General features: G+C 71.9%; 21 protein-coding genes. 10 read left to right on the top strand and 11 right to left on the bottom strand.

Annotated features, from left to right (window positions below):
• Nucleotides 1–50: 50 nt before the first annotated feature.
• Genes KBX08_RS11065 through pdhA form a run of 3 tightly spaced genes read right to left on the bottom strand, consistent with a single transcriptional unit; the run spans nucleotide 51 to nucleotide 3,666 of the window.
• Nucleotides 51–1,505, bottom strand: a complete 1,455-nt coding sequence (locus KBX08_RS11065; RefSeq protein ID WP_210783015.1) for a dihydrolipoamide acetyltransferase family protein — start codon at nucleotides 1,503–1,505, stop codon at nucleotides 51–53.
• Nucleotides 1,502–2,491, bottom strand: a complete 990-nt coding sequence (locus KBX08_RS11060; RefSeq protein WP_210783013.1) for an alpha-ketoacid dehydrogenase subunit beta — start codon at nucleotides 2,489–2,491, stop codon at nucleotides 1,502–1,504. The genes KBX08_RS11065 and KBX08_RS11060 overlap by 4 nt, the downstream gene beginning before the upstream one ends.
• Complete coding sequence (gene pdhA / locus KBX08_RS11055) at nucleotides 2,491–3,666, bottom strand: pyruvate dehydrogenase (acetyl-transferring) E1 component subunit alpha (protein WP_210783011.1); 1,176 nt, start codon at nucleotides 3,664–3,666, stop codon at nucleotides 2,491–2,493. The genes KBX08_RS11060 and pdhA overlap by 1 nt, the downstream gene beginning before the upstream one ends.
• A 596-nt stretch (nucleotides 3,667–4,262) precedes the next feature.
• Between pdhA and KBX08_RS11050 the strand changes: the two genes are divergently transcribed.
• Together KBX08_RS11050 and KBX08_RS11045 are read left to right on the top strand one after the other, a co-directional pair.
• Nucleotides 4,263–5,018 (top strand): hypothetical protein, encoded by a 756-nt coding sequence (locus tag KBX08_RS11050; protein WP_210783009.1) that lies wholly within the window; start codon nucleotides 4,263–4,265, stop codon nucleotides 5,016–5,018.
• A 65-nt stretch (nucleotides 5,019–5,083) separates the two neighbouring features.
• The gene (locus KBX08_RS11045; protein WP_210783007.1) at nucleotides 5,084–5,707 is read left to right on the top strand and encodes a phosphatase PAP2 family protein; all 624 of its coding nucleotides are present in this window, start codon (nucleotides 5,084–5,086) and stop codon (nucleotides 5,705–5,707) included.
• A gap of 96 nt (nucleotides 5,708–5,803) precedes the next feature.
• On the opposite strand, the gene KBX08_RS11040 is transcribed toward KBX08_RS11045, so the two are convergent.
• From KBX08_RS11040 to KBX08_RS11030, 3 genes are read right to left on the bottom strand one after another with little or no spacing between them, the layout of a single operon-like run.
• Nucleotides 5,804–7,027: a hypothetical protein gene (locus tag KBX08_RS11040; RefSeq protein ID WP_210783005.1), complete on the bottom strand. Its 1,224-nt coding sequence runs from the start codon at nucleotides 7,025–7,027 to the stop codon at nucleotides 5,804–5,806.
• Between the two features lie 57 nt (nucleotides 7,028–7,084).
• Entirely contained in the window at nucleotides 7,085–8,770 is a 1,686-nt protein-coding gene (locus KBX08_RS11035; protein WP_210783003.1) for a GTPase, read from the bottom strand.
• Nucleotides 8,767–10,587, bottom strand: coding sequence for a GTPase domain-containing protein (locus KBX08_RS11030; RefSeq protein WP_210783001.1), 1,821 nt, complete (start codon nucleotides 10,585–10,587; stop codon nucleotides 8,767–8,769). The genes KBX08_RS11035 and KBX08_RS11030 overlap by 4 nt, the downstream gene beginning before the upstream one ends.
• A 220-nt stretch (nucleotides 10,588–10,807) precedes the next feature.
• Between KBX08_RS11030 and dnaK the strand changes: the two genes are divergently transcribed.
• From dnaK to KBX08_RS11005, 5 genes are all read left to right on the top strand, one after another.
• Nucleotides 10,808–12,676 carry a molecular chaperone DnaK gene (gene dnaK / locus KBX08_RS11025; RefSeq protein ID WP_112586096.1) on the top strand — a complete coding sequence of 623 codons (1,869 nt, stop codon included), beginning with the start codon at nucleotides 10,808–10,810 and terminating at the stop codon, nucleotides 12,674–12,676.
• Between the two features lie 48 nt (nucleotides 12,677–12,724).
• Nucleotides 12,725–13,480: a nucleotide exchange factor GrpE gene (grpE, locus tag KBX08_RS11020; RefSeq protein WP_210782999.1), complete on the top strand. Its 756-nt coding sequence runs from the start codon at nucleotides 12,725–12,727 to the stop codon at nucleotides 13,478–13,480.
• An 85-nt stretch (nucleotides 13,481–13,565) separates the two neighbouring features.
• Nucleotides 13,566–14,747, top strand: coding sequence for a molecular chaperone DnaJ (dnaJ, locus tag KBX08_RS11015; protein WP_210782998.1), 1,182 nt, complete (start codon nucleotides 13,566–13,568; stop codon nucleotides 14,745–14,747).
• Between the two features lie 30 nt (nucleotides 14,748–14,777).
• Nucleotides 14,778–15,218 (top strand): heat shock protein transcriptional repressor HspR, encoded by a 441-nt coding sequence (locus KBX08_RS11010; RefSeq protein WP_030332087.1) that lies wholly within the window; start codon nucleotides 14,778–14,780, stop codon nucleotides 15,216–15,218.
• Nucleotides 15,219–15,354: 136 nt separating this feature from the next.
• A complete protein-coding gene (locus KBX08_RS11005) occupies nucleotides 15,355–15,549 on the top strand; it encodes a hypothetical protein (protein ID WP_210782997.1) in 195 nt (64 codons plus the stop codon).
• 99 nt (nucleotides 15,550–15,648) lie between these two features.
• On the opposite strand, the gene KBX08_RS11000 is transcribed toward KBX08_RS11005, so the two are convergent.
• Nucleotides 15,649–16,080, bottom strand: a complete 432-nt coding sequence (locus tag KBX08_RS11000) for a hypothetical protein (RefSeq protein ID WP_151491008.1) — start codon at nucleotides 16,078–16,080, stop codon at nucleotides 15,649–15,651.
• 172 nt (nucleotides 16,081–16,252) lie between these two features.
• Between KBX08_RS11000 and KBX08_RS10995 the strand changes: the two genes are divergently transcribed.
• A complete protein-coding gene (locus KBX08_RS10995) occupies nucleotides 16,253–16,711 on the top strand; it encodes a GNAT family N-acetyltransferase (protein ID WP_210782996.1) in 459 nt (152 codons plus the stop codon).
• Here the strand turns inward: KBX08_RS10995 and KBX08_RS10990 are convergent.
• The 3 genes from KBX08_RS10990 to KBX08_RS10980 all read right to left on the bottom strand — a co-directional run bounded on the left by KBX08_RS10990 (nucleotide 16,700) and on the right by KBX08_RS10980 (nucleotide 18,729).
• Nucleotides 16,700–17,914 (bottom strand): cation:proton antiporter, encoded by a 1,215-nt coding sequence (locus KBX08_RS10990; RefSeq protein WP_210782995.1) that lies wholly within the window; start codon nucleotides 17,912–17,914, stop codon nucleotides 16,700–16,702. The genes KBX08_RS10995 and KBX08_RS10990 overlap by 12 nt on opposite strands.
• Before the next feature lie 5 nt (nucleotides 17,915–17,919).
• Nucleotides 17,920–18,420 carry a cation:proton antiporter regulatory subunit gene (locus tag KBX08_RS10985; protein ID WP_030332098.1) on the bottom strand — a complete coding sequence of 167 codons (501 nt, stop codon included), beginning with the start codon at nucleotides 18,418–18,420 and terminating at the stop codon, nucleotides 17,920–17,922.
• Nucleotides 18,421–18,507: 87 nt separating this feature from the next.
• On the bottom strand, nucleotides 18,508–18,729 hold the full coding sequence (locus KBX08_RS10980) for a winged helix-turn-helix domain-containing protein (protein ID WP_112668519.1): 222 nt from the start codon (nucleotides 18,727–18,729) through the stop codon (nucleotides 18,508–18,510).
• Between the two features lie 283 nt (nucleotides 18,730–19,012).
• On the opposite strand from KBX08_RS10980, the gene KBX08_RS10975 reads away from it, so the two are divergent.
• Nucleotides 19,013–19,276 (top strand): hypothetical protein, encoded by a 264-nt coding sequence (locus KBX08_RS10975; RefSeq protein WP_210782993.1) that lies wholly within the window; start codon nucleotides 19,013–19,015, stop codon nucleotides 19,274–19,276.
• Nucleotides 19,277–19,355: 79 nt separating this feature from the next.
• Here the strand turns inward: KBX08_RS10975 and KBX08_RS10970 are convergent, their stop codons facing one another.
• Nucleotides 19,356–20,492, bottom strand: coding sequence for an epoxide hydrolase family protein (locus KBX08_RS10970; RefSeq protein WP_210782991.1), 1,137 nt, complete (start codon nucleotides 20,490–20,492; stop codon nucleotides 19,356–19,358).
• Nucleotides 20,493–20,577: 85 nt separating this feature from the next.
• Here KBX08_RS10970 and KBX08_RS10965 point away from each other — a divergent pair, with 85 nt between their 5' ends.
• Nucleotides 20,578–21,222: a TetR/AcrR family transcriptional regulator gene (locus tag KBX08_RS10965; RefSeq protein ID WP_210782989.1), complete on the top strand. Its 645-nt coding sequence runs from the start codon at nucleotides 20,578–20,580 to the stop codon at nucleotides 21,220–21,222.
• The last annotated feature ends 6 nt before the right edge of the window (nucleotides 21,223–21,228 follow it).

Below are 21,228 nucleotides of genomic sequence, written 5' to 3'. Positions count from 1 at the left end.
TGCCGGGCGTTAACCCGTGGCACACCGGCCGTGGCTGGCGTTCGAGACGATCAGGTCCAGGCGAGCAGCGCCGCCTCCGGATCCGTGAGGAAGTCGCCGACGTCCCGCAGGAACTTCGAGCCCAGCTCACCGTCGATGATCCGGTGGTCGAAGCTCAGCCCCAGCGTGGTGACCTGGCGAACCTTGACCTTGCCCTTGTGCACCCAGGGCATCTCCCGCACCGCGCCGAAGGCCAGGATCGCGGACTCGCCCGGCGGCAGGATCGGCGTGCCGGTGTCCACCCCGAACACGCCGACGTTGGTGATGGTCAGGGTGCCGCCGGACATGGCCGCCGGCGAGGTGCGGCCGGACTTCGCCGTCTGCACCAGGTCGGTCAGCGCGTCCGCCAACTCCCGCAGCGAGAGTCGGCCGGCGTCCTTGACGTTCGGCACGATCAGACCGCGCTCGGTGGCCGCCGCGATGCCGAGGTTGACGTACTCCTTGACCACGATCTCGTCGCCCGCCCAGGTCGAATTGACCATCGGGTGCCGTTGCACCGCCAGCAGCACCGCCTTCGCCACCAGCAGCAGCGGCGAGACCCGTACGTCGCGCCACTCCCGCCGGCCGCGCAGCCGGTCCAGGGCCTTCATCGCCCGGGTCACGTCGACGGTCAGGAACTCCGTCACGTGCGGGGCGGTGAACGCCGAGCGGGACATGTTCTCGGCGGTCAGCTTGCGGACGCCCTTGACCGGGATGCGCTGCTCCCGGTCCGCGCCGAAGCTGGGCGCTGTCGTCGCCGCGATCGGCTCGGCAACCACAACGCTCGCACCACTCGCCGCCTGCTGCACGTCCTCCCGGGTGATCGAGCCGAGCGGCCCCGACCCGGTCAACGTGCCGAGGTCTACCCCGAGATCCTTGGCGAGCTTGCGCACCGGCGGCTTGGCCAGCACCCCGCCGGTCGCCGCCGCGGCCCGCCCGTTCTGGGCCGGCGCGACCACCGGTGGCGGAGTCGGCGCCGCCGGTGCGGGAGCCGCCACGGCCTGCGCCGGGACCGCGCCCTTGCGGGGGCGGCGCTTCGCGGCGGTGGTACGCGGGCCGTAGCCGACCAGCACCGCCGTCCGCCCGCCCGGGGCCGCCCCACCGATCAGGCCGGGCTCGACCATGCCCTCGGCCGGTGCCACCTGCACCGCCGCCAGCGAGGCCGCAGACGGGGTGGGCAGGTCACCGCTGGGCGTGGCAGTGGTCGACGGCGCGTCCAGCGGCCCGGCACCCGGGTCGGTGTCGATAGCGATGATCGGCGTACCGACCTCGACAGTGGTGCCCTCCGGGTGGTGGATCGCCTGGACCTGGCCGGCCCACTTCGCCGGGATCTCCACGGCCGCCTTCGCCGTCTCCACCTCGACGATCGGCTGGTTCAACTCGATGGTGTCGCCAACCTTGACCAGCCAGGCCAGGATCTCGCCCTCGGTCAGCCCCTCGCCCAGGTCGGGCAGGTTGAACGTCTTGATCCGGGACATGTCGCTCACCAGCCGAAGGTGCGGTCGACAGCGTCGAGCACCCGGTCGAGGTCGGGCAGGAACTCCTCCTCCACCCGGGCGGCCGGGTAGGGGATGTCGAAGCCGGTCACCCGCAGCACCGGCGACTCCAGGGAGTAGAAGCACTCCTCGGTGATCCGGGCGGCCAACTCGGCGCCGAGGCCGATGTTGGACGGTGCCTCGTGCACCACGACCACACGGCCGGTGCGCTTCACCGACTCGTACGCCGCCGTCAGGTCCAGCGGCGAGAGCGAGCGCAGGTCGATGACCTCCAACTCCCGGCCGTCCTCGGCGGCGGCGGTCGCCGCCTCCAGGCAGGTCCGCACCATCGGGCCGTAGGCCAACACGGTGACGTCGGTGCCGGGCCGCACGACCCGGGCCGAGTGCAGGGGGTACGCGTCGGACAGCGGCGCGTCCAGGTCGACCTGGCCCTTCTCCCAGTAGCGCCGCTTGGGCTCCAGGAAGACGATCGGGTCGTCCGAGGCGATGGCCTGCTGGATCATCACGTACGCGTCCTGCGGGTTGGCGCAGGTCACCACCTTCAGGCCGGCGGTGTGCGCGAAGTACGCCTCCGGCGACTCGGAGTGGTGCTCGACCGCGCCGATGCCGCCGCCGAACGGGATCCGGATCACCATGGGGATGCTGAGCCGGCCGCCCGAGCGGTAGTGCATCTTCGCCACCTGCGACACGATCTGGTCGTACGCGGGGTAGACGAAGCCGTCGAACTGGATCTCGCAGACCGGCCGGTAGCCGCGGATGGCCAGACCGACAGCGGTGCCGATGATGCCGGACTCGGCCAACGGGGTGTCGATCACCCGCTGGTCGCCGAAGTCCTTCTGGAGGCCGTCGGTGATCCGGAAGACGCCGCCGAGCTTGCCGACGTCCTCGCCCATGATGATGACCTTGGGGTCGTTCTCCAGGGCGCGGCGCAGACCGGTGTTGAGGGCCTTTCCGATGGTGAGCGTCTCCGTGGCCATCAGTGGGCGCTCCCCTCGAACGACTCCATGTAGCGGCTGAACTTCGCGCGCTGCTCGTCGAGCAGCGGAGACCCGTTGGGGTAGACGTGGTCGAACATCGTCACCGGCTCCGGGTCCGGCATCTCCAGGACCCGCTCGCGCAGGTGCACCGACTCGCGGCGGGCCTGCTCGTCGACCTCGGCGAAGAAGCCCGCGTCGGCGATCTGCTGCTTCTCCAGGAATGCCTTGACCCGGGCGATCGGGTCCTTGGCCTGCCACGCCTCGACCTCGCTGGCGATGCGGTAGCGGGTCGGGTCGTCGGAGGTGGTGTGTGCGCCCATCCGGTAGGTGTACGCCTCGATCAGGCTCGGGCCCTGCCCGAGGCGGGCGTTGTCCAGCGCGGTGCGGGTGACCGCGTACGTGGCGAGCACGTCGTTGCCGTCCACCCGTACGCCGGGGAAGCCGAAGCCGGCGGCCCGCTGGTAGAGCGGGACACGGGTCTGCCGCTCCAGCGGCTCGGAGATCGCGTACTGGTTGTTCTGGCAGAAGAAGACCAGCGGCGCGTTGAACACGCTGGCCCAGACGAACGCCTCGTTCACGTCGCCCTGGCTGGTGGCGCCGTCGCCGAAGTAGGCGATCGCCGCCTCGCCGTCGTCGGTGCCGGTCTTGCCGTCGATGGTGATCCCCATCGCGTAGCCGGTCGCGTGCAGGGTCTGCGCCCCGATGACGATCGTGTACATGTTGAACTTGAACTCGTTCGGGTCCCAGCCGCCCTGGTCGACGCCGCGGAACAGGCCGAGCGGCATGATCGGGTCGATGCCCCGGCAGTAGAGGACGCCGTGCTCCCGGTAGGTCGGGAAGGCCATGTCCTGGGTACGCAGCGCCCGCCCGGAGCCGACCTGGGCGGCTTCCTGGCCGAGCAGGCTGGCCCACAGGCCCAGCTCGCCCTGGCGCTGGAGAGCGGTCGCCTCGGCGTCCAGCTTCCGGACCAGCACCAGGTCGCGGTAGAGACCGCGGTATTCCTCGTCGGTGAAGTCGACGCGGTACTCGGTGCCGTCCGGCCCGGTGGCGCTGTCGATCCGCTCGCCTTCGGGGGTGAGGAGCTGCACCAGCGCGGGGTCGCCGGCCGCGCCCTTTTTGGAGCGGGGTGCGGCCCGCCTGCTGCGGGTGGTGCCCCCGGGGTCGCCCTTTGCCATCGGTCTCTCCCTGTCGTGTCTGCGTCGGCACCGGGGGGTCACCCGGCCGCGCAACTCGTGCGCCTGCCCGGCTGCTGCCGGACCGGTTCCTGGCGGCCGCGCCTAGCCCCGGTGGGGGTTGCCGCACGGCGTGATCCGGGTTCTGGCCGAACCCGGATCGGGAGCGCCGGCGCTCAACCGCGCCTGCCGCGAGGGTGCGCGGAGGTCACGGCTGCGTTGCCGTCGTGCTCCATATTCGCAGAGCAGGTGAGCGCGCCCACAGTACGCCTGCCTCCGCAATCCGACCGCCCCTGCTTTGACGCCGTTTGTCGCCATCATGCCGGCCCGCGTTTCCCATGCGTTGCGGCACGATTCGTCACCGTTCGGGCAGCACTGCGTGTCGACACGCGGTGGAGGTTGGCTGACCCACCGTGACTGCGCGAGGCTGATTCCCGCAGGATCGCGCCTATCGGGTTATTTGTCGGGTTTCTTGCCCCGGTGGCGCCCATTCATGTCCTCCGACGGCCGACGACTAGGGGTGTGCGGTGTACGAGCCAGGTGACGGTCCCGGCACACCAGCGCTTGGTAGGCACCGGTCAACCGGCGGCTACCGCCGGATGGTCGGTGTCCACCGGGCCCCCGGCGCCGGTGGCCCCTCCCGCGGTTACCTGCTCACCGTCGCGTTGCTGGCCGGCACGGCGTCGATGCCCATCCTCGCCGCGATCAGCGCGGGCTCGGCCACCCCGGGCAGCACCGCACTACCGGACAGCAGCACCCCGTTCATGCCGACCCCGTCCGTCGGGCCGGTGGTGATCCCAATGCCGATGACCAGCCAACCACCGCTTTCCCCGCTCGGCACACCCAGCGTCGGCCCGACCAGCGGCTGGCTGCCGGCCGCCCCGTCGCGCCCACGGGAAGGGCCCGCCGCTGCCGATCCCGGGCCCGCCCGGTGGACGACCGCCCCGCCGGTGGCACCGAGACCCCCGCGGAGCACCTCGCCGCCGGTGCCCCCGCCCGTCGCTCCGCCACCGCCGACCGACCCCGACCCGACCGATCCGCCGGACCCGGACCCGACCGACTCGCCGGGTCCGGACCCGACCGGCTCGGCCGACCCCGATCCGACTCCGACCCTGACGGTGGACCCGACGCCCACCCTGGAGCCGACACCCACACCGACCGACGACGCGACAGCGACCGCCGTGCCGACCAGCACCCGGTCCGTGCCGGCTCCCACACCCACGCCGCCCGCGGTACCGACCCGCCGACCCAGCCCGGCGATCCCGTCGCCGTCGGCCGTCGCCTCGACGCCCAGCGTCAGCCCGGCGCCACTGGCCGGACCGACGTACCCCGCGGTGTCGCCGACGGTACGGTGACGATCAGGCGCGGCCTGTCCGGCGACGGCGGCGCTCGGCGGTAGGCGCGTACCGGAGGGGGTGGCGTGGGCGGCGGTGCGGAACCCCGCCCGGTCACCACCCGGCCCGGCCCGGGGTTGCGGATCGCCCGGCTGGTCACCGAGGTGACCGCCCCGGCGGTGCTCGTGTCACTGCTGATCATCACGGTGAGCTGGCACAGCGCCAGCCGTCCCGGTCAGGGCCTCGTCTGGGGTCTGCTCGCCACTCTGTTCGTCACCGGCATCCCGTTCGCCTACATCGTCGGCGGCGTACGCCGTGGCCGGCTCACCGACCACCACGTCGGCCGCCGGGAGCAGCGCCGGGCGCCGCTGCTGGTCGGCCTCGGTTCGGTAGCGGCGGGGCTCGCCCTGCTCGCCGTGCTCGGCGCACCCCGCCCGGTGCTGGCACTGGCGGTGGCCGGCCTCGTCGGCCTCGTCGTGGCCGTGTCGGTCAGCCACTGGTGGAAGATGTCGATCCACTCGGCGGTGGCCGCCGGCACGCTGGTCATCCTGATGCTGACCTTCGGGACCCTGCTGGTCGCCGCCGCACCGCTGCTGGCGGTGGTCGGCTGGTCCCGGGTACGGCTGAAAGACCACACGCTGGCGCAGGTGCTGACCGGAGGTGCGCTCGGCGCCCTGATCGCCGCGGCGATCTTCGGACCGCTGCGCTAGCCCGATCCAGGGCGGGCGGCGTGCCGCTCAGCCCTGGCGGGCGACGCCGGCCGGGCCGAGGGCGGGCGGCGCGTGGCCGCCCACCCTGGGACGCCGTCAGGCGCCGTCGTCGGCGAGGCGGTGGCGGTTCGCCTCGATCCACGCGTCCAGCGCGGCCGGGTCGTCCGGGTCCACCCCGTCGGCCATCAGCTGCGCCACCGCAGCGGTGGCAGCGCTGCGCCGCTCACCGGTCGAGTAGAGGCGGGCGAACTCCGGCACCATCTCCTCGATCGCCTCGTCGGTGCGCGTCGCCGCCGCCTCGGGCAGCCCGCGCTGGCGCGACGCGTACCGCGCCCAGGCCCGCAGCACCCGGGGAAGCATCGCCGCGTCGTCCATGTCCAGCACGGCCCGGCGGTGCACCCAGTCGAGCAGGAAGAGCCCGGACACCGCCGGACTCCAGCGCATCGGATCGGCGTCCGGGAAGCTCGCCGAGTGGTCCAGCAGCAGGCTCAGGCAGAAGTGCAGGGAGGCCAACTCCGGGCCGTCGACGGCGTCCAGCCCGAAGCGGGCCGCCTCCGGCGCGGCGAGGAACCGCCGGACCAGGTCGGTGCGTTCGGCCGCGGAGAGCGGCTCGACCTCCGCCGGACCGGTCGGAACGGCCGCGATGGGCAGCGTCGCCAGCCGGGCCCCGACCAACGCTCGGTCGGTGGCGAGTGACCCCTCGCCGGGCAACTCGCCCAGGTCGTCGGTGACCGCAAGATGGCGAGCCACCTCGCCCCGGAACCGGGCTGGATCTTCGGCCCGGAACCAGGTCAACTCGTCGTCGGCGCACATCTGCCGGACCTGGTCCAGGATCCGTTCGGCCGGCCCGCCCACGAAGATGTCCTTGGTGATCCCGATGTTGTGGTCCACCAGGGCCACCAGCGCGTGCTCCGAGCCGCCGGACTCGTCGTCGTAGGCGAAGGTCGCGAGGTAGGAGGTCTGGTCGCCGTACACGTCGCCGTACGCCCAGGTGCCGGTTAGGTGCACCCGGCCGAGCTGGGCCGTCCAGGTGGGCGCCTGGCTGCCCGGGCGCACCCGATCGGCACCCTCGGCGGTCGGGACAAGCGTGGCGAAGACCTGCCGGATGGTGGTCGCCGCCGCGATCCTGCGGCGTGCGGTGGCGGCGAGAAAGCCGGTGACGAACTCCCGTACGGCGGCGTCGCGGTCGGTCTCCGCGATCGCGTAGACACTGCCCAGCAGGGCGCTGCCGAGCATCTCGGCGTCGAGGGCGGACTCCAGCTTGGTCACGTCGCGTGCGGCGTGCAGCACCGCGTCGTAGGGGGTCTGAGGCGTGGCCATGCTCCGACCCTACGCCGCCGGAGGCGTACGCAGAGCGGTAGCGAGCCGTGCGGAGCGTCAGCGGCGTGCGGCGTCCCGCAGCGCGTCGCGTGCCTCCTCGTACGAGCCGAGCACGATCCGTACCGGTGTCAGCACGTACTCGTCGCCCACCTGGGCGACCCGCGCCGTCAGCCGCTGGTCGGCGCGGGCCCGGGCGCGCCGGGCGGCCCAGCGCACCACCGGCCGGGTCAGCGCCGACACGAGCAGCCCGGCCAGCAGGCCGCCGAGCAGCAGCACTGTCGGCAGCGGCACCTGGCCGACCATCGGGTTGTCCAGCGCGGGCAGGCCGAGCGCCCGCAGCGCGTAGCCGAGCACCAGCCAGCCCAGCCCGACCACGGCGGCGAGGGTGACCAACCACTGCACACCGCCGACGACCCGCCACCACAGCGGGCGACGGTCGAGGCCGAGGTCGGTGCCGGCGATCGTGCGATCCAGGGCGTCCGGCAGGTCGCCGAGGCGGGACCGGGCGGCGGAGGTCACCGCGCCGGGCCAGGCGGCGGGCAGGTCGGCGGCGGCCCGGTCGGCCACCGCGCGGATGGCGAGGCCGAGCGCCGAGCGTTGGGCGGCCGTCGGGTCCGGTACCGAGGTGGCCGCGACCAGGCTCTCCGCCGGGTCGGCCTGGTCGCCGGTCGGGCCGGGCAGGTGCAGCCGACGCAGCGGGTCGGGTCGCAACCGCCGCCAGCCCCGGACCACGGGCCAGCCGGTGGCCGCGCCGGCCCGGTGCCGGTACGCCCGTTCCACGGCCTCGGTCACCGCTGGCACCCCGGCCGCCCCGGCCAACGCCCGGTTCAGCCCGTTGACGGCGGTGTCGTCCGGCCCGCCCGCAGGCCGGGCCGAACCGACCAGCTCGTCCAGGCCGGCGACGACCGTGTCGACGTCACCCGCGAGCCGGCGCAACGCGGCCTGCCGCTCGGCGACGGTGCGCTCCAGCGCACTGCGCAGCCCGACCATCCCGGCCGGATCGATGGCGGTGGTGGCCAGCAGGGGCACCCCGGTCAACCCGTCCGTGTCGAGCAGCCGACGCAGGTCGTCCAGGACCCGGGGTACCTCGACCGGGGGCAGCCGGTCGGCCTGGTTGAGCACGACCAGCGTGACCTCGCGGTGCCTGTGGAACTCGCGCAGGTAGCTGTCGTGGATGACCCGGTCGGCGTACTTCTGTGGGTCGACCACCCAGACCACCTGGTCGACAAGGCCCAGGAGTCGGTCCACCTCGAGCCGGTGCGATCGCTGCACCGAGTCGAAGTCGGGCAGGTCGAGCAGGATCAGCCCGTGCAGGGCCGTCTCGTCGTCCGCGTCCAGGGCGCTCTCCCGGACGAAGCGGTGTCGGGGCAGTACGCCGATCCAGTCGAGCAGATGGTTGGCGCCCTCCAGCGGCCCCCACACGCAGGCGTGGGTGACGCCGGTGGTCGGCCGACGGACCCCGACCGGCGAGAGTTCCAGTTGGGCCAACGCGTTGAACAGGCTGGACTTGCCGCTGCCCGTGGCACCGGCCAGGGCGACCACTGTGTGGTCCCGGGACAGCGCGAGCCGGGCGCCGGCCCGTTCGACCACTGTGTGCGCGGGCACCAGGTCGGCGTCCGGCAGCAGACCGTCCACGGCGGTCAGGAACCGGCGTACCGCGTCCAGGCGGGCGATCAGCGCGTCGGCGTCGACCCGCTGATCCCCGCGGAACACCTCGCGTACCCGGCCGGCGATGTTGCTCACCGGGAACCCTCCTCGTCGGCGGCGGACAGGCCGCTGCGGTGCCGGGCCAGCTCGACCCGGCCGGCGGCCCGGCGCAGCCCGTCGCCGGCGTCCTCGGCGGGGCGGGCGTCGGCGGTGCGGCTCAGGAAGCGGTCCGCCTCCGCGTCGAGCAGCGTCCGCACCCGGTCCAGCAGGTCGGCGCGGGCCTTGGCAGCGAGGGTACGCACCGCCTGGTCGCCGAAGATCGCCTGGAGGACGGCCTGCGCGGCGACAGTGGTGCCGGCCCCGGTGGCAAGCTCCAGCCCGGTCGGGATGAACGCGGTGGAGGCGAAGACGGCGATCATCACGGCCAGCCCGGTGGCGTTCACCGCGTACGCGGCGGTGCGGGCCACGAACCGCTTGTCACCGCCCTCGACCCGGACCAGTTCCAGCACTCCGCGCTGCCAGTCCCGGACCATGCGCTCGGCGCGTTCGGGTAGGTCGTCGCTCGGGTGGGCGAGCGCCGGGTCGAGCAGCCCGGCGCCGGCCGGATGTGCCTTCCACCCGGTGTACGCGGACTCGGCGGCCTCCGAGGCCACCCCGCGCAGCAGCGTCACCAGTTGCGACTCGATGGCGTTGCGCAGCTCGACGGCGGGCACCGGTCGACCGGTGACGGCGGCCACCACCCGGTCCCGGAGGCGTCCGATCCGTGCCTCCAGCGTGCGGAACAGCTCGCCGGTGCCGACGAACTCCTGCCAGCGGGCGAGCACCTCACCCCGGAGCAGCCGGCCGTCCTGGAGCCCTTGCTCGACGGTGCGCTCGGCACCCCGGTACGCGGCCCGGACCCGTTCGTCCAGCCCGTCGGCGGCGGCGAGCTGCTCGTCGGCGGCGTCGGCCAGATCCTCCACGGCGGGGTGGAGTGCGGCCAGCGCCCCGTCGAGGGTCTGGCGGACCACCGCCGCCCGCGCGTCCACGTCGGCGGCCAACCGGGCGAACCAGTCGGCCAGTGGGGCGGTAACTCCCTCGGGCAGCAGCCCCTGGCCGTCGACCCAGGTCTCGGGCAACACGAACAGCGGTGCCCGGCCGAGGCCCTGCTCGGCGAGCATCTCGGTCAGGTGCGCGGCGATCTCGTCGGTGGCCTCGGCGGGCACCCGGTCCAGCACCATGGCGATCACCGCGCCGCGCGCCCGGGCACTGCGCAGCAGCTCCCAGGGCACCGCGTCGGCGTACCGGGCGGCGGTGGTGACGAAGAGCCACAGATCGGCGGCGGCCAGCAGTTGGGTGGCGAGCGCCCGGTTGGCGTCGACTACCGAGTCGATGTCGGGCGCGTCGAGGAAGGCGAGCCCGGCGGGCAGGGCCGGCGCGGTGACCAGGTGCAGGGCGCGCGGATCGTCGCTCGGCTCGGTGGTGCGGGTCAGCCCGGGCAGGAGGTCACCCTGCCGAAACCAGGCCGCGTCGGACGGGTTGCAGACCAGCACCGGGGAGCGGGTGGTCGGCCGGAGCACGCCGGCGGCGCTGACCCGGGCCTTGACCAGGCTGTTGACCAGGGTCGACTTACCCGCGCCGGTGGAGCCGCCGACGACCACGAGCAGTGGGGCGTCCAACCGGGCGAGCCGGGGCAGCAGGTAGTCGTCGAGTTGGTCGGTGAGTGCGGTGGCGCTGTGCCGGGCAGAGTTGGCGGAGGGCAGCGCGAGGGGATACCGGGTCGCGCCGATCGCCTCCCGGAGACCCGACAGTGCGCCGGGGAGGCTGTCGTCCCCGGTGGTGGCGGGCGGCTCCTCCGCGGCGTCCGGCGGGTCGGTGCGGGCTGCGACGGCGGGCGCACCGGAACGGGTGGCGGGATCGCCGTGCGTCGTCACCGCTAAAGCGTGCCCGACCGATGCAAGGGAAGACAACCGGACGGTAATAACGGCTGGGTTGCGTCGGGTTGACTCAAGTCAACTTGACGATTGGCCAACGCGTGGCACTATTGAGTCAAGTTCACTCAACTTGTGGTGGGGCCCGCTGCGAGCGGTGCTCGCCAGCAGCCCACGGGCGATGCCCGTCACCTGCACAACCTTACGAAGCGAGGAAGCGAAGATGGCACGTGCGGTCGGTATCGACCTCGGCACGACGAACTCCTGCGTCAGCGTTCTCGAGGGCGGTGAGCCCACCGTCATCGCCAACGCTGAGGGGTCGCGGACGACTCCTTCGATCGTCGCGTTCGCCCGTAACGGCGAGGTGCTCGTCGGTGAGGTCGCCAAGCGCCAGGCGGTGACCAACCCGGACCGGACGATCCGGTCGGTCAAGCGCGAGGTCGGCACGAACTGGTCCGTCGACATCGACGGCAAGAAGTACACCCCGCAGGAGATCTCGGCCCGGACGCTGATGAAGCTCAAGCGGGACGCCGAGGCGTACCTGGGTGAGCAGATCACCGACGCGGTGATCACCGTTCCGGCCTACTTCAACGACAGCCAGCGCCAGGCCACCAAGGAGGCCGGTGAGATCGCCGGCTTCAACGTGCTGCGGATCGTCAACGAGCCGACCGCGGCCGCCCTGGCGTACGGGCTGGACAAGGGCTCCAAGGAGCAGACCGTCCTGGTCTTCGACCTCGGCGGCGGCACCTTCGACGTGTCGCTGCTGGAGTTGGCCGAGGGCGTCGTCGAGGTCAAGTCGACCAGCGGTGACAACCAGCTCGGTGGCGACGACTGGGACCAGCGGATCATCGACCACCTGGTCAAGACGTTCCGCGGCGAGCACGGCATCGACCTGGCTCAGGACAAGATGGCCCTCCAGCGGCTCCGCGAGGCAGCCGAGAAGGCCAAGATCGAGCTGTCCGCCGCCACCACCACCAACATCAACCTGCCGTACATCACCGCCGGCGCGGCCGGCCCGCTGCACCTCGACGTGACGCTCAGCCGCGCCGAGTTCCAGCGGATGACGCAGGACCTGCTGGACCGTTGCAAGGGCCCGTTCGAGCAGGCCGTGAAGGACGCCGGGATCAAGATCTCCGACGTCGAGCACGTCATCCTGGTCGGCGGTTCGACCCGGATGCCCGCCGTGACGGACCTGGTCAAGCAGCTCACCGGCCGCGACCCCAACAAGGGCGTCAACCCGGACGAGGTCGTCGCCGTCGGCGCCGCCCTCCAGGCCGGTGTGCTCAAGGGTGAGGTCAAGGACGTCCTGCTGCTCGACGTGACCCCGCTGAGCCTGGGCATCGAGACCAAGGGCGGCATCTTCACCAAGCTGATCGAGCGCAACACCACCATCCCGACCAAGCGTTCCGAGGTCTTCACCACGGCGGACGACAACCAGCCGTCGGTGCTGATCCAGGTGTTCCAGGGTGAGCGTGAGATCGCGGCGTACAACAAGAAGCTCGGCACCTTCGAGCTGACCGGCCTCCCGCCGGCGCCGCGCGGCGTGCCGCAGATCGAGGTCGCCTTCGACATCGACGCCAACGGCATCGTCAACGTGCACGCCAAGGACCTGGGCACCGGCAAGGAACAGAAGATGACGATCACCGGCGGCTCCTCGCTGCCGAAGGACGACATCGAGCGGATGCGCCGGGACGCCGAGGAGCACGCGGAGGAGGACAAGCGCCGCCGCGACGACGCCGAGACCCGCAACGTGGCCGAGGCGCTCCAGTGGCAGACCGAGAAGTTCCTCGCCGAGAGCGGCGACAAGCTGCCCGGTGAGAACCGCGAGCAGCTCAACGAGGCGCTCGGCGAGCTGCGTGGCGCCCTCGGCGGTCAGGACATCGAGAAGATCAAGTCGGCGCACGAGAAGCTGGCTCAGGTCTCCCAGCAGGCCGGTTCGCTGCTCTACTCGCAGCAGGCCGAGCAGGGTCAGCAGCCGGGTGGCGAGCCCGGCCCGGGTGCGACCGGTGCGACCGGTGCGACCGGCGCGCAGGCCGGCGGCGCCGACGACGTGGTCGACGCGGAAATCGTGGACGAGGACGGCAAGAAGTGACCGTCGGCCTCCGACACGTTCTCACCGCGAAGGGGATGAGGTAGCCGCATGACGCAGAAGCCACGAGCCGCCGACCCGGGCGACACCGGGTCGGCGCCGGGTGGCTCCGCGACCACGGAGCCGACCGGCGACGGGGAGCGGGTCGTCATCCGCAACAACCGCAAGCTCGTCGACACCGCCGAGCCGGAGGGGACCGCCGCCGACGCGGAGACCGGTGTGCCGGCCGAGGGTCTGGTCGAGGACGCCGAGGTAGTGGTCGACGAGATCGAGGTCGAGGTCAACTCCACCGACGGGCCGGAGCCGTCCGGTCCGCCGGTGGTCGACGCCCCGGCGCAGCCGGTGGACGGCGGCGGCACGGGCACCTCGCTCGGCGCTGAGCTGGAGGCGCTCCGGGCCGAGCTCGACGAGCGGACCAGGGACCTGCAGCGGGTGTCGGCGGAGTACGCCAACTACCGCAAGCGGGTCGACCGCGACCGCAGCCTCGTCCAGGAGCAGGCGACCGGCTCGGTGCTGGCCGCGCTGCTGCCGATCCTGGACGACCTGGACCGGGCCCGGGAACACGGCGACCTGGTCGGGCCGTTCGGCACGGTGGCGGAACAACTCACCACCGCGCTGGGCAAGTTCGGCCTGAACGCCTTCGGCGAGCAGGGCGACCCGTTCGATCCGACCCGGCACGAGGCGGTCGCGCACCAGACCTCGGCCGACGTCAGCGAGCCGACCTGCGTACAGGTCATGCGACGCGGCTACCAGCTCGGTGAGCGGCTGCTGCGCCCCGCGCTGGTCGCGGTCGCGGATCCGGAATAGTGCCAGACAGTGACCGGGCCGTCCCGCCCACCGTTCTGGGGTGGGCGGGACGGCCGGGCCACCAGGGTCGGAAGGAGGTGGACCGGTGAGTTCGAAGGACTGGATCGAGAAGGACTTCTACGCCGTGCTCGGCGTGGACAAGGCCGCCTCCGCGGATGACATCAAGAAGGCGTACCGCAAGGTGGCCCGGGAGTCGCACCCGGACCACAACCCGGGCGACCCGAAGGCCGAGGAGCGGTTCAAGGCCGCGTCCGAGGCGTACAACGTGCTGTCGGACAGCGGCCGCCGTCGCGAGTACGACGAGATGCGTTCGCTGTTCGGCTCGGGCGCGTTCCGGCGCAACGCCCGGGGTGGGGGTCAGCCGGGCGGCATGCCGTTCGACGTCTCCGACATGTTCGGCGGCGGCGGAGGCGGCGATCGTCGCTTCGGTGGCGCCGGCTTCCAGGACCTCTTCAGCTCGATCTTCAGTGGCGGTCAGGCCGGTGGGCAGGCCGCACCACACGGTCCGGCCCGTGGTCGGGACGTGGAGACCGAGGTGGCGCTGGACTTCGGCGACGCGGTGCGCGGAGTGACGCTGCCCCTGACGTTGCGCGCGCCGGGAGTCTGCGACACCTGCCACGGCAACGGGGCCAAGCCCGGCACCCAGCCGCGTACCTGCCCGGTCTGTCATGGTGCCGGCGTGACCACCCGTAACCAGGGGTCGTTCAGCTTCTCCGAGCCGTGCCGCAACTGCCAGGGCGTCGGCACAGTGGTCGAGGAGAAGTGCCCGGAGTGCCACGGCAGCGGCGGTGTCACCAAGACCCGCACCATGAACGTGCGCTTCCCGGCCGGTGTGGCCGACGGTCAACGCATCCGGCTGGCCGGGCGTGGCGAGCCGGGCGAGCGCGGCGGCCCGGCCGGCGACCTCTTCGTACACGTCAAGGTTCGGCCGGACGAGCTGTTCGGGCGTACCGGGGACGACCTGACGCTGACGGTGCCGGTCACCTTCGCGGAGGCCGTGCTCGGCACGGACCTGCGGGTGCCCACGCTCGACGGTGCGATGACCCTGCGGGTGCCGCCGGGAACGCCGAGCGGGCGGGTGCTGCGGGCCCGGGGCAAGGGTGTGGTCCGTCGCGACGGGCAGGCCGGTGACCTGCTGGTCACGCTGGACGTGGTGGTGCCGGCCCGGTTGTCGGACGAGGCGCGTACGGCGCTGGAGTCGTTCGCCGAGCAGACCCCGCCGGCGGCCCGGGAACATCTCGACGCACGGGTGCGTCGAGTCAGTTAGTCCGGTGGAATGGACGCGGAGGTGAGCGGGATGTCGGGCGAGTTCCTCGGTTCGGGCGACCCTGCCTACGAGGCCAAGGTGCTGATGATCTCGGTAGCGGCACGGATGGCGGGGATGCACCCGCAGACCCTGCGCCAGTACGACCGACTGGGGCTGGTGCAGCCCGGCCGGGCCGCTGGTGGCGGGCGTCGCTACAGCGTCCGCGACGTGGTGCTGCTGCGCGAGGTGCAGCGGCTCAGCCAGGACGACGGGATCAACCTGGCCGGCGTCAAGCGGATCATCGGGCTGGAGCGGCTGCTGGAGCAGGCGCAGCAGCGGGTGGCCCGGCTGGAGGCGGAGCTGGACGCCGCGTACCGCCGGGTGGCGGAGCTGGAGTCGTTGGCCCGCTTCCCGGGCCGGGATCTGGTGCCGACCAACCGCACGTCCACCGCCCTGGTGGTGTGGCGCCCCCGCCGGACGCCCGATCGCTGACCTGCCGCTCACCCGGATCTGTCTTCTCGGCCCGGACCGCGCTGGATTCCCGGCGCGGTCCGGGCCGCTTCAGTTAGCCTGTCGATAAGGGTCCAATCGGCTTAATATGGACCTACCGGCATGGCGAGGGGGAGCGATGGCGGAACCGGCGAAAAAGGTGGCCCAGCAGACCGAGGACCGGTTGGAGAACCTGGCCGAGACCGTCCGCAAGAAGTTCGACAAGGTGACCGAGGGGACCTACCGGGACCGGATCATCGCGGGCCGGTTCGCCGAAGACGGCGACCACGCCGGCGAACGGGGCCGAGCCGAGACGGAACGCAAGCAGGACTGACCGGTGACCGACGTGCGGGCCGGGACCCACGGGGGGTCCCGGCCCGTTCGCCGCGCCGGGGTCGCGGCCCGTTCGCCGTAACTGAGTGCGGGCCGTGCCTCAGCCGAGGCGGCGGTTCTCGCGGACCAAGCCGCCCTCGCACCAGTCCCGGTAGACGAAGAGGTCCGGTCGGGCCAACAGCACCCGGCCGTTGTGCGCCCAGATCCTCATCAGCTCGTCGCCGTCACGCTCGGCCTGTTCGACGAGCTTGCGGAAGCGGCGCTTGGGGTGGGCGCGGAAGTTCGTCCGGATGCCGTCGGCCGCGTAGATGTAGAGGCAGTGCAGCGCGAAACGCCGGGCCGGGCAGGTTGGATCCATCGCCAACTCGAAGAGCGTCAACACCAGCCGGTCGCCGGAGACCAGCAGGTCCCAGTCGGGTGGCATCGAGGCCAACGGCACCGAATCGGGCTTGTACGCCCAAGCTCGCAACTCCGCCGGAGTCGGATCGACGGGGTTGGCGAAGCCGTGGAACGTCGACTCCTGCACGCTCACCGGCCAACCTTCCGCTCTCGCCCGCGTTTGGCAACGCTGCCTGCGGACCCTGGCTGCTGGGGCGAAACGGTAACCCGCCGTCGGGTGCTGCGGTAGTACCCGCGGGGAGCAATTCCGCAACCGTTGGCACGGGCGGGTCCATTGCATCGACAGCGCAGCCGATGATGCACCAATGACTATCCACGTTAGACGGTTCCAGCGGGGCGCCGAGGCCGAGTTCGTCGCCGGGCTGGAGTGGCTTTTCGCCCCTCCCGGTAGCCGTCCCGGGGATTGGGACCGCGACCGCGCCGTCGAGCGAACCGCGCAATTGCTCGCCCACGAGGACGTCGCACTCTTCGCGGCACGATCGGACGAAGATCAGTTGGTCGGCGTGGCCAGCGTCTACGTGGACATCCTCTCCGTGCGCTTCGGCCGTCGGGCGTCGATCGAGGATCTCGCCGTGCACCCCGAGTGGCGCTCCCGGGGTGTCGGCTCCAGCCTCCTCACGGCGGCCAGGGCGTGGGCGCACGAACAGGGTGCCGACTACGTCTTCCTGGAGTCCGGCCTGGCCCGAACCGAGGCGCACCGCTTCTACCTCCGCGAGGGTGCGACCCACGCCGCCGCGGCGTTCAGGTGGAGCTCAGGGCACTGAGTCGACCACCGGGACCGGCTCCCGCCGTTGGGCCGCCGCACGGTTGCGCAGCCACCGCTTGAACCACGGGAAGTCGGGCAGCCGAGCCAGGATCGGCCCGGTCACCACGGTGATCAGGACGTACGTCGCGGCCAGCGCCGCCAACTGCGGCTCGACGCTCCCGGCGGCCACCGCGAGACCGGCGATGACGATGGAGAACTCACCTCGAGGTACGAGCGCCAGACCGGCTCGCCATCGACCGGGTTCCGCGATGCCGACCCGGCGGGCCGCGAGGTACCCGGTGAGCGTCTTCGTCGCCATGGTGACCACTGCCAACGCGAGCGCCGGCAGCAGCACCGGCGGGATGTCCCGTGGGTCGGTGACCAGGCCGAAGAAGACGAAGAACACCGCCGCGAACAGGTCTCGCAGCGGCGAGAGCAGTTCGGTCGCGTGGTGCGCAACCGGGCCGGAGAGCGCGATGCCGACCAGGAACGCGCCGACCGCCGCCGACACCTGGAGCTTCGCCGCGAGCCCGGCGATCAGCAGGGTCAGACCGAGTACGCCGAGCAGCAGCGCCTCCGGGTCCTTCGCCGACAGGGCGGAGGAGATGAGGTGGCCGTACCGGATGGCGACCACCAGCACGAGCAGCACCGTGCCCACTGCGACGGCGAGTGCGATGCCCCCACCGAGCAGGCCGGTGCCGGCCAGCACGGCGGTGACCAGCGGCAGGTAGAGCGCCATCGCCAGGTCCTCGATCACGAGGACCGAGAGGATCACCGGGGTTTCCCGGTTACCGAGTCTTCCCAGGTCGGCGAGGACCTTGGCGATCACGCCCGAGGACGAGACCCAGGTGATGCCGCCGAGTACCAGGGCGGCGACCCAGTCCCAGCCGAGCAGCAGGGCGAAGGCCGCGCCGGGCAGCGCGTTGAACACGCCGTCGATCAGCCCTGCGGGGGCCGCCGACCGGAGGTTGCCGACCAGTTCGTTGGCCGAGTATTCCAGGCCGAGCATCACCAGCAGCAGGATGACGCCGATCTCGGCGCCCACCGCGAAGAACTCCTCGCTGGCGGCGAGCGGGAGCAGCCCACCGTGCCCGAACGCCAGCCCGGCGAGCAGGTAGAGGGGGATGGGTGACAGCCCTACCCGGCGGCTGAGCCGCCCGAGGACGCCAAGGAGCAGCAGCAGCGCGCCGACTTCGACGAGCAGAGTGGTGGAATCGTGCATCCGCCTCAGCCGTCCGGGTCACTGTCGGCGAGGATGGCGGAAACGCCGTCGAGACCTCTACGGGTCCCGACAACGACCACCACGTCGCCGGCCGCGAAGCGGAAGGAGGGGAGTGGCGAGACGATCACTTCGCCTTCACGCAGTACAGCCACGATGGAGGCGCTGGTGCGGGTACGCGCCTTGGTGTCGCCGAGCTTCCGGTTGACGTACGGGGAGCCGGCCGTGATGGCGATCTGCTCGGTGAGCAGACCGGCGGCCTGCTCCCGGAGCCCGGAGAGCTGGCCGAGCATCAGCGACGCGCCGAGGATGTCGGCCAGAGCCTCAGCCTCGTCGTCGGTCAGCGGAATGTCTGACTGGCAGGCGTCGGGGTCGTCGGGATCGTAGAGAACGAGATCACGGCGGCCGTTGCGGTGAGAAACGACGCCCAGGCGGCGTCCGGACTCCGTCACCAGATCGTGACGTACCCCGATCCCGGGTAAGGCGGTCTGCTCGACACGTACTCGCACCCTCCAAGGCTACCGCTTTGTGAACAGAGCGCAGATCTTGGAGGGACAGCATCCCTCGGGCCGGCCCCGGCGCAGCCCAATGGCCATTTACTTTGGGTCGCTGACGTAGGTGCCTTTGCCTTGATGTCCCTCGGTCAGACCCTCGGCCTGCAGAATCAGCAGCGCTGATCGGACCGGCTCGGCGGAGACGCCGTAGTGCGCGGTCATTTCACGCAACGAGGGCAGCTTGTCGCCCGGCGCGTATTCGCCAGAAGCGATCTTGTCGCGGATGTCCTGCGCGATGCGTTGGCGGTCCGAAACTCGGGGCATGGGGCAACTCCTGGTAGGCCCCAAGATCTTCCCATGCGGTTGGCCGGTCGGCCAACACTTCGCGTGCTAAGCATGGTCACTGGTTGTCCTGCAATGCTTTGCATTGTATGTTGACCGGGCGGGCACTCGGGGTGTGGAAAGCCTGGTAGGCAGCCGGCCTCCTCGGCCGGGTCGTCCGCGTCGCCGCTGGCACGGCCGTGCGCTCCCTCGAGTAAACGGCCGTGCCAGCGATCCGCACCCCCAGGACAGGAACAGCGCTGATGGTGGATCGAGGGTGGCGGCGATGACCGGGCGGTACGTCATCCACCTGCCGATATCCGCGCCCGATCTGGCCCGCGCGAAGATGCTGGGGCGGACCGCCGGTCGGTCGCTGGCCTTCCTGGCTCGGATCGACCTCGGCGGGATCACCGTCTCGACCGAGGACAACCAGGGGGTACGGCACTGGGTCTTCTGCGACCGGCGGCTGGACGGTGACCGTCGCTGCGTGCTCCGCGCCGACCACGAAACCCCGTGCACCGCCCGGTTGCCCCGGCGAATCGGCCCTTAGGGGCCGTACCAGATCAAGCGGTCGGTGCCCGCCCCGGTCGAGCGGGGCGGGCACCGATCGGTCGCACCGGACGTCGAGGTCAGCGGAGGCTGCTGAAGAACTCGCGGATGTCGGCGACCAGCACCTCGGTGGCCTGGTGGGCGGCGTAGTGGCCGCCGACCTCGCCCCGGCCGTCGACGTCGGTCTCGTACGCCGTCCACCGGACGATGTTCGCGTGGTCCCGCTCGGCGAAGCGGCGGATGGACTGGAAGTCGCCGGGGAACATGGCCAGCGCGGTCGGAGCGGTGGTCGGCTCGGTCGGCGGCTCGCCGGCGTGGGCGTCCTCCCAGTAGAGCCGGATCGCCGAGGCGGCCGTGCCGGTGAACCAGTAGAGCGCCACGTTGGCCAGGATGAAGTCGGCGTCCAGACTCTCGTCGAAGAGCTGGGCGTTCCAGGCGAGCAGCCCCACCGGCGAGTCGGCCAGCGCGAACGCCAGGGTCTGCGGTTGCTGACTGTGCACCTGGTTGAAGGAGAACTTGTTCTCGTAGAACCACTGGAGGTGCCCGAGCGCGGCCTGGTCCGTCTCGGAGAGCCCGGCGAACTCGGCCGGGTCGCCGGAGGGGAACGAGAAGAGTTGGGTGACGTGTACGCCGAGCACCCGCTCCGGGGCGATCCGGCCCAGCTCCGGCGCGATCATCGAGCCGGCGTCGTTGCCGACCGCGCCGTAGCTGTCGTACCCCAGGCGGTTCATCAGCTCGGCCCAGGCGCGGGCGATGCGGAACCGGTTCCAGCCGGCGTTGCGGGTCGGGCCGGAGAAGCCGAAGCCCGGCAGTGACGGGACGACCACGTGGAAGGCCGGTGCGTCCGGGTCGGTCGGCTCGGTGAGCGGGGCGATCACGTCGAGGTACTCCAGCACCGAGCCGGGCCAGCCGTGGGTGAGCACCAGTGCCGTGGCGTCCGGCCGGGACGACCGGACGTGCAGGAAGTGGATCTGCTCGCCGTCGATCTCGGTGACGAACTGCGGGTGAGCGTTCAGGTGGGCCTCGACGGCACGCCAGTCGAACTCGCCCCGCCACCGGTCGACGAGGTCGCGCACCCGGTCGGTGCTCATCCCGTACGAGTCGCCGGTGCCGGGCAGGTCGGCGGGCCAGAGGGTGCGGTCCAGCCGGGCGGCCAGGTCGTCGAGGGCGGTCTGCGGGATCTCGACGCGGAACGGGCGGATCGCGGTGTCGCTCATGGCGGAACTCCTTCGGAACGGAATGTTTCGTTCTGCAATCACCATAGCAGAGCGGAACGATCCGTTCCACTGTTAGGCTGGGGGCATGTCAACGACTTCCGGCAAGACGCTGGGCGGTCGCCGCGCCCAGGCCGCCCGCAACGACGAGGTCATCCTCGAAGCCGCCCGCGCCGTCTTCCTCAACGACCCGAAGGCCCCGATCGCCGCCGTCGCGGAGCGCGCGGGCGTCGGCATCAGCGCCCTCTACCGGCGGTACGCGGGCAAGGAGGACCTGCTGCGCCAGCTCTGCCACGACGGGCTGCGCCGGTACGTCGCGGAGGCCGAGACCGCCCTCGACGAGCCGGACGACTGGGCCGCGTTCACCGGCTTCCTGGCCCGGGTGGTCGACGCCGACGTGCACTCGCTCACCGTCCACCTGGCCGGCACCTTCACCCCGACCGAGGAGATGGGCCGGGACGCGATGCGCGCCGGCGAGTTGGCCACCGCCCTGGTCGACCGGGCGCACGCCAGCGGGCGGCTGCGCCCCGACGCTGTCGTACACGACCTGGGGTTGTTGTTGGAAGCGTGCGCCGCGGTCCGCGTACCCGATCCGGAGCGGACCCGCCAACTGCGCCGCCGGCAGCTCGCGGTCCTGCTGGCCGGCCTGTCGTCGGTGCCGGGTGCGGGCCCGCTGCCCGGCCCGCCTCCGGCGGCCGGCGAGTTCGACTGGCGGTGGCGACGCCGGGAGTGATGGGCG

The organism is Micromonospora sp. H61, from assembly GCF_018070325.1.
Classification (GTDB): domain Bacteria; phylum Actinomycetota; class Actinomycetes; order Mycobacteriales; family Micromonosporaceae; genus Micromonospora; species Micromonospora salmantinae.
This window is presented reverse-complemented; position numbering and strand designations above follow the sequence as displayed.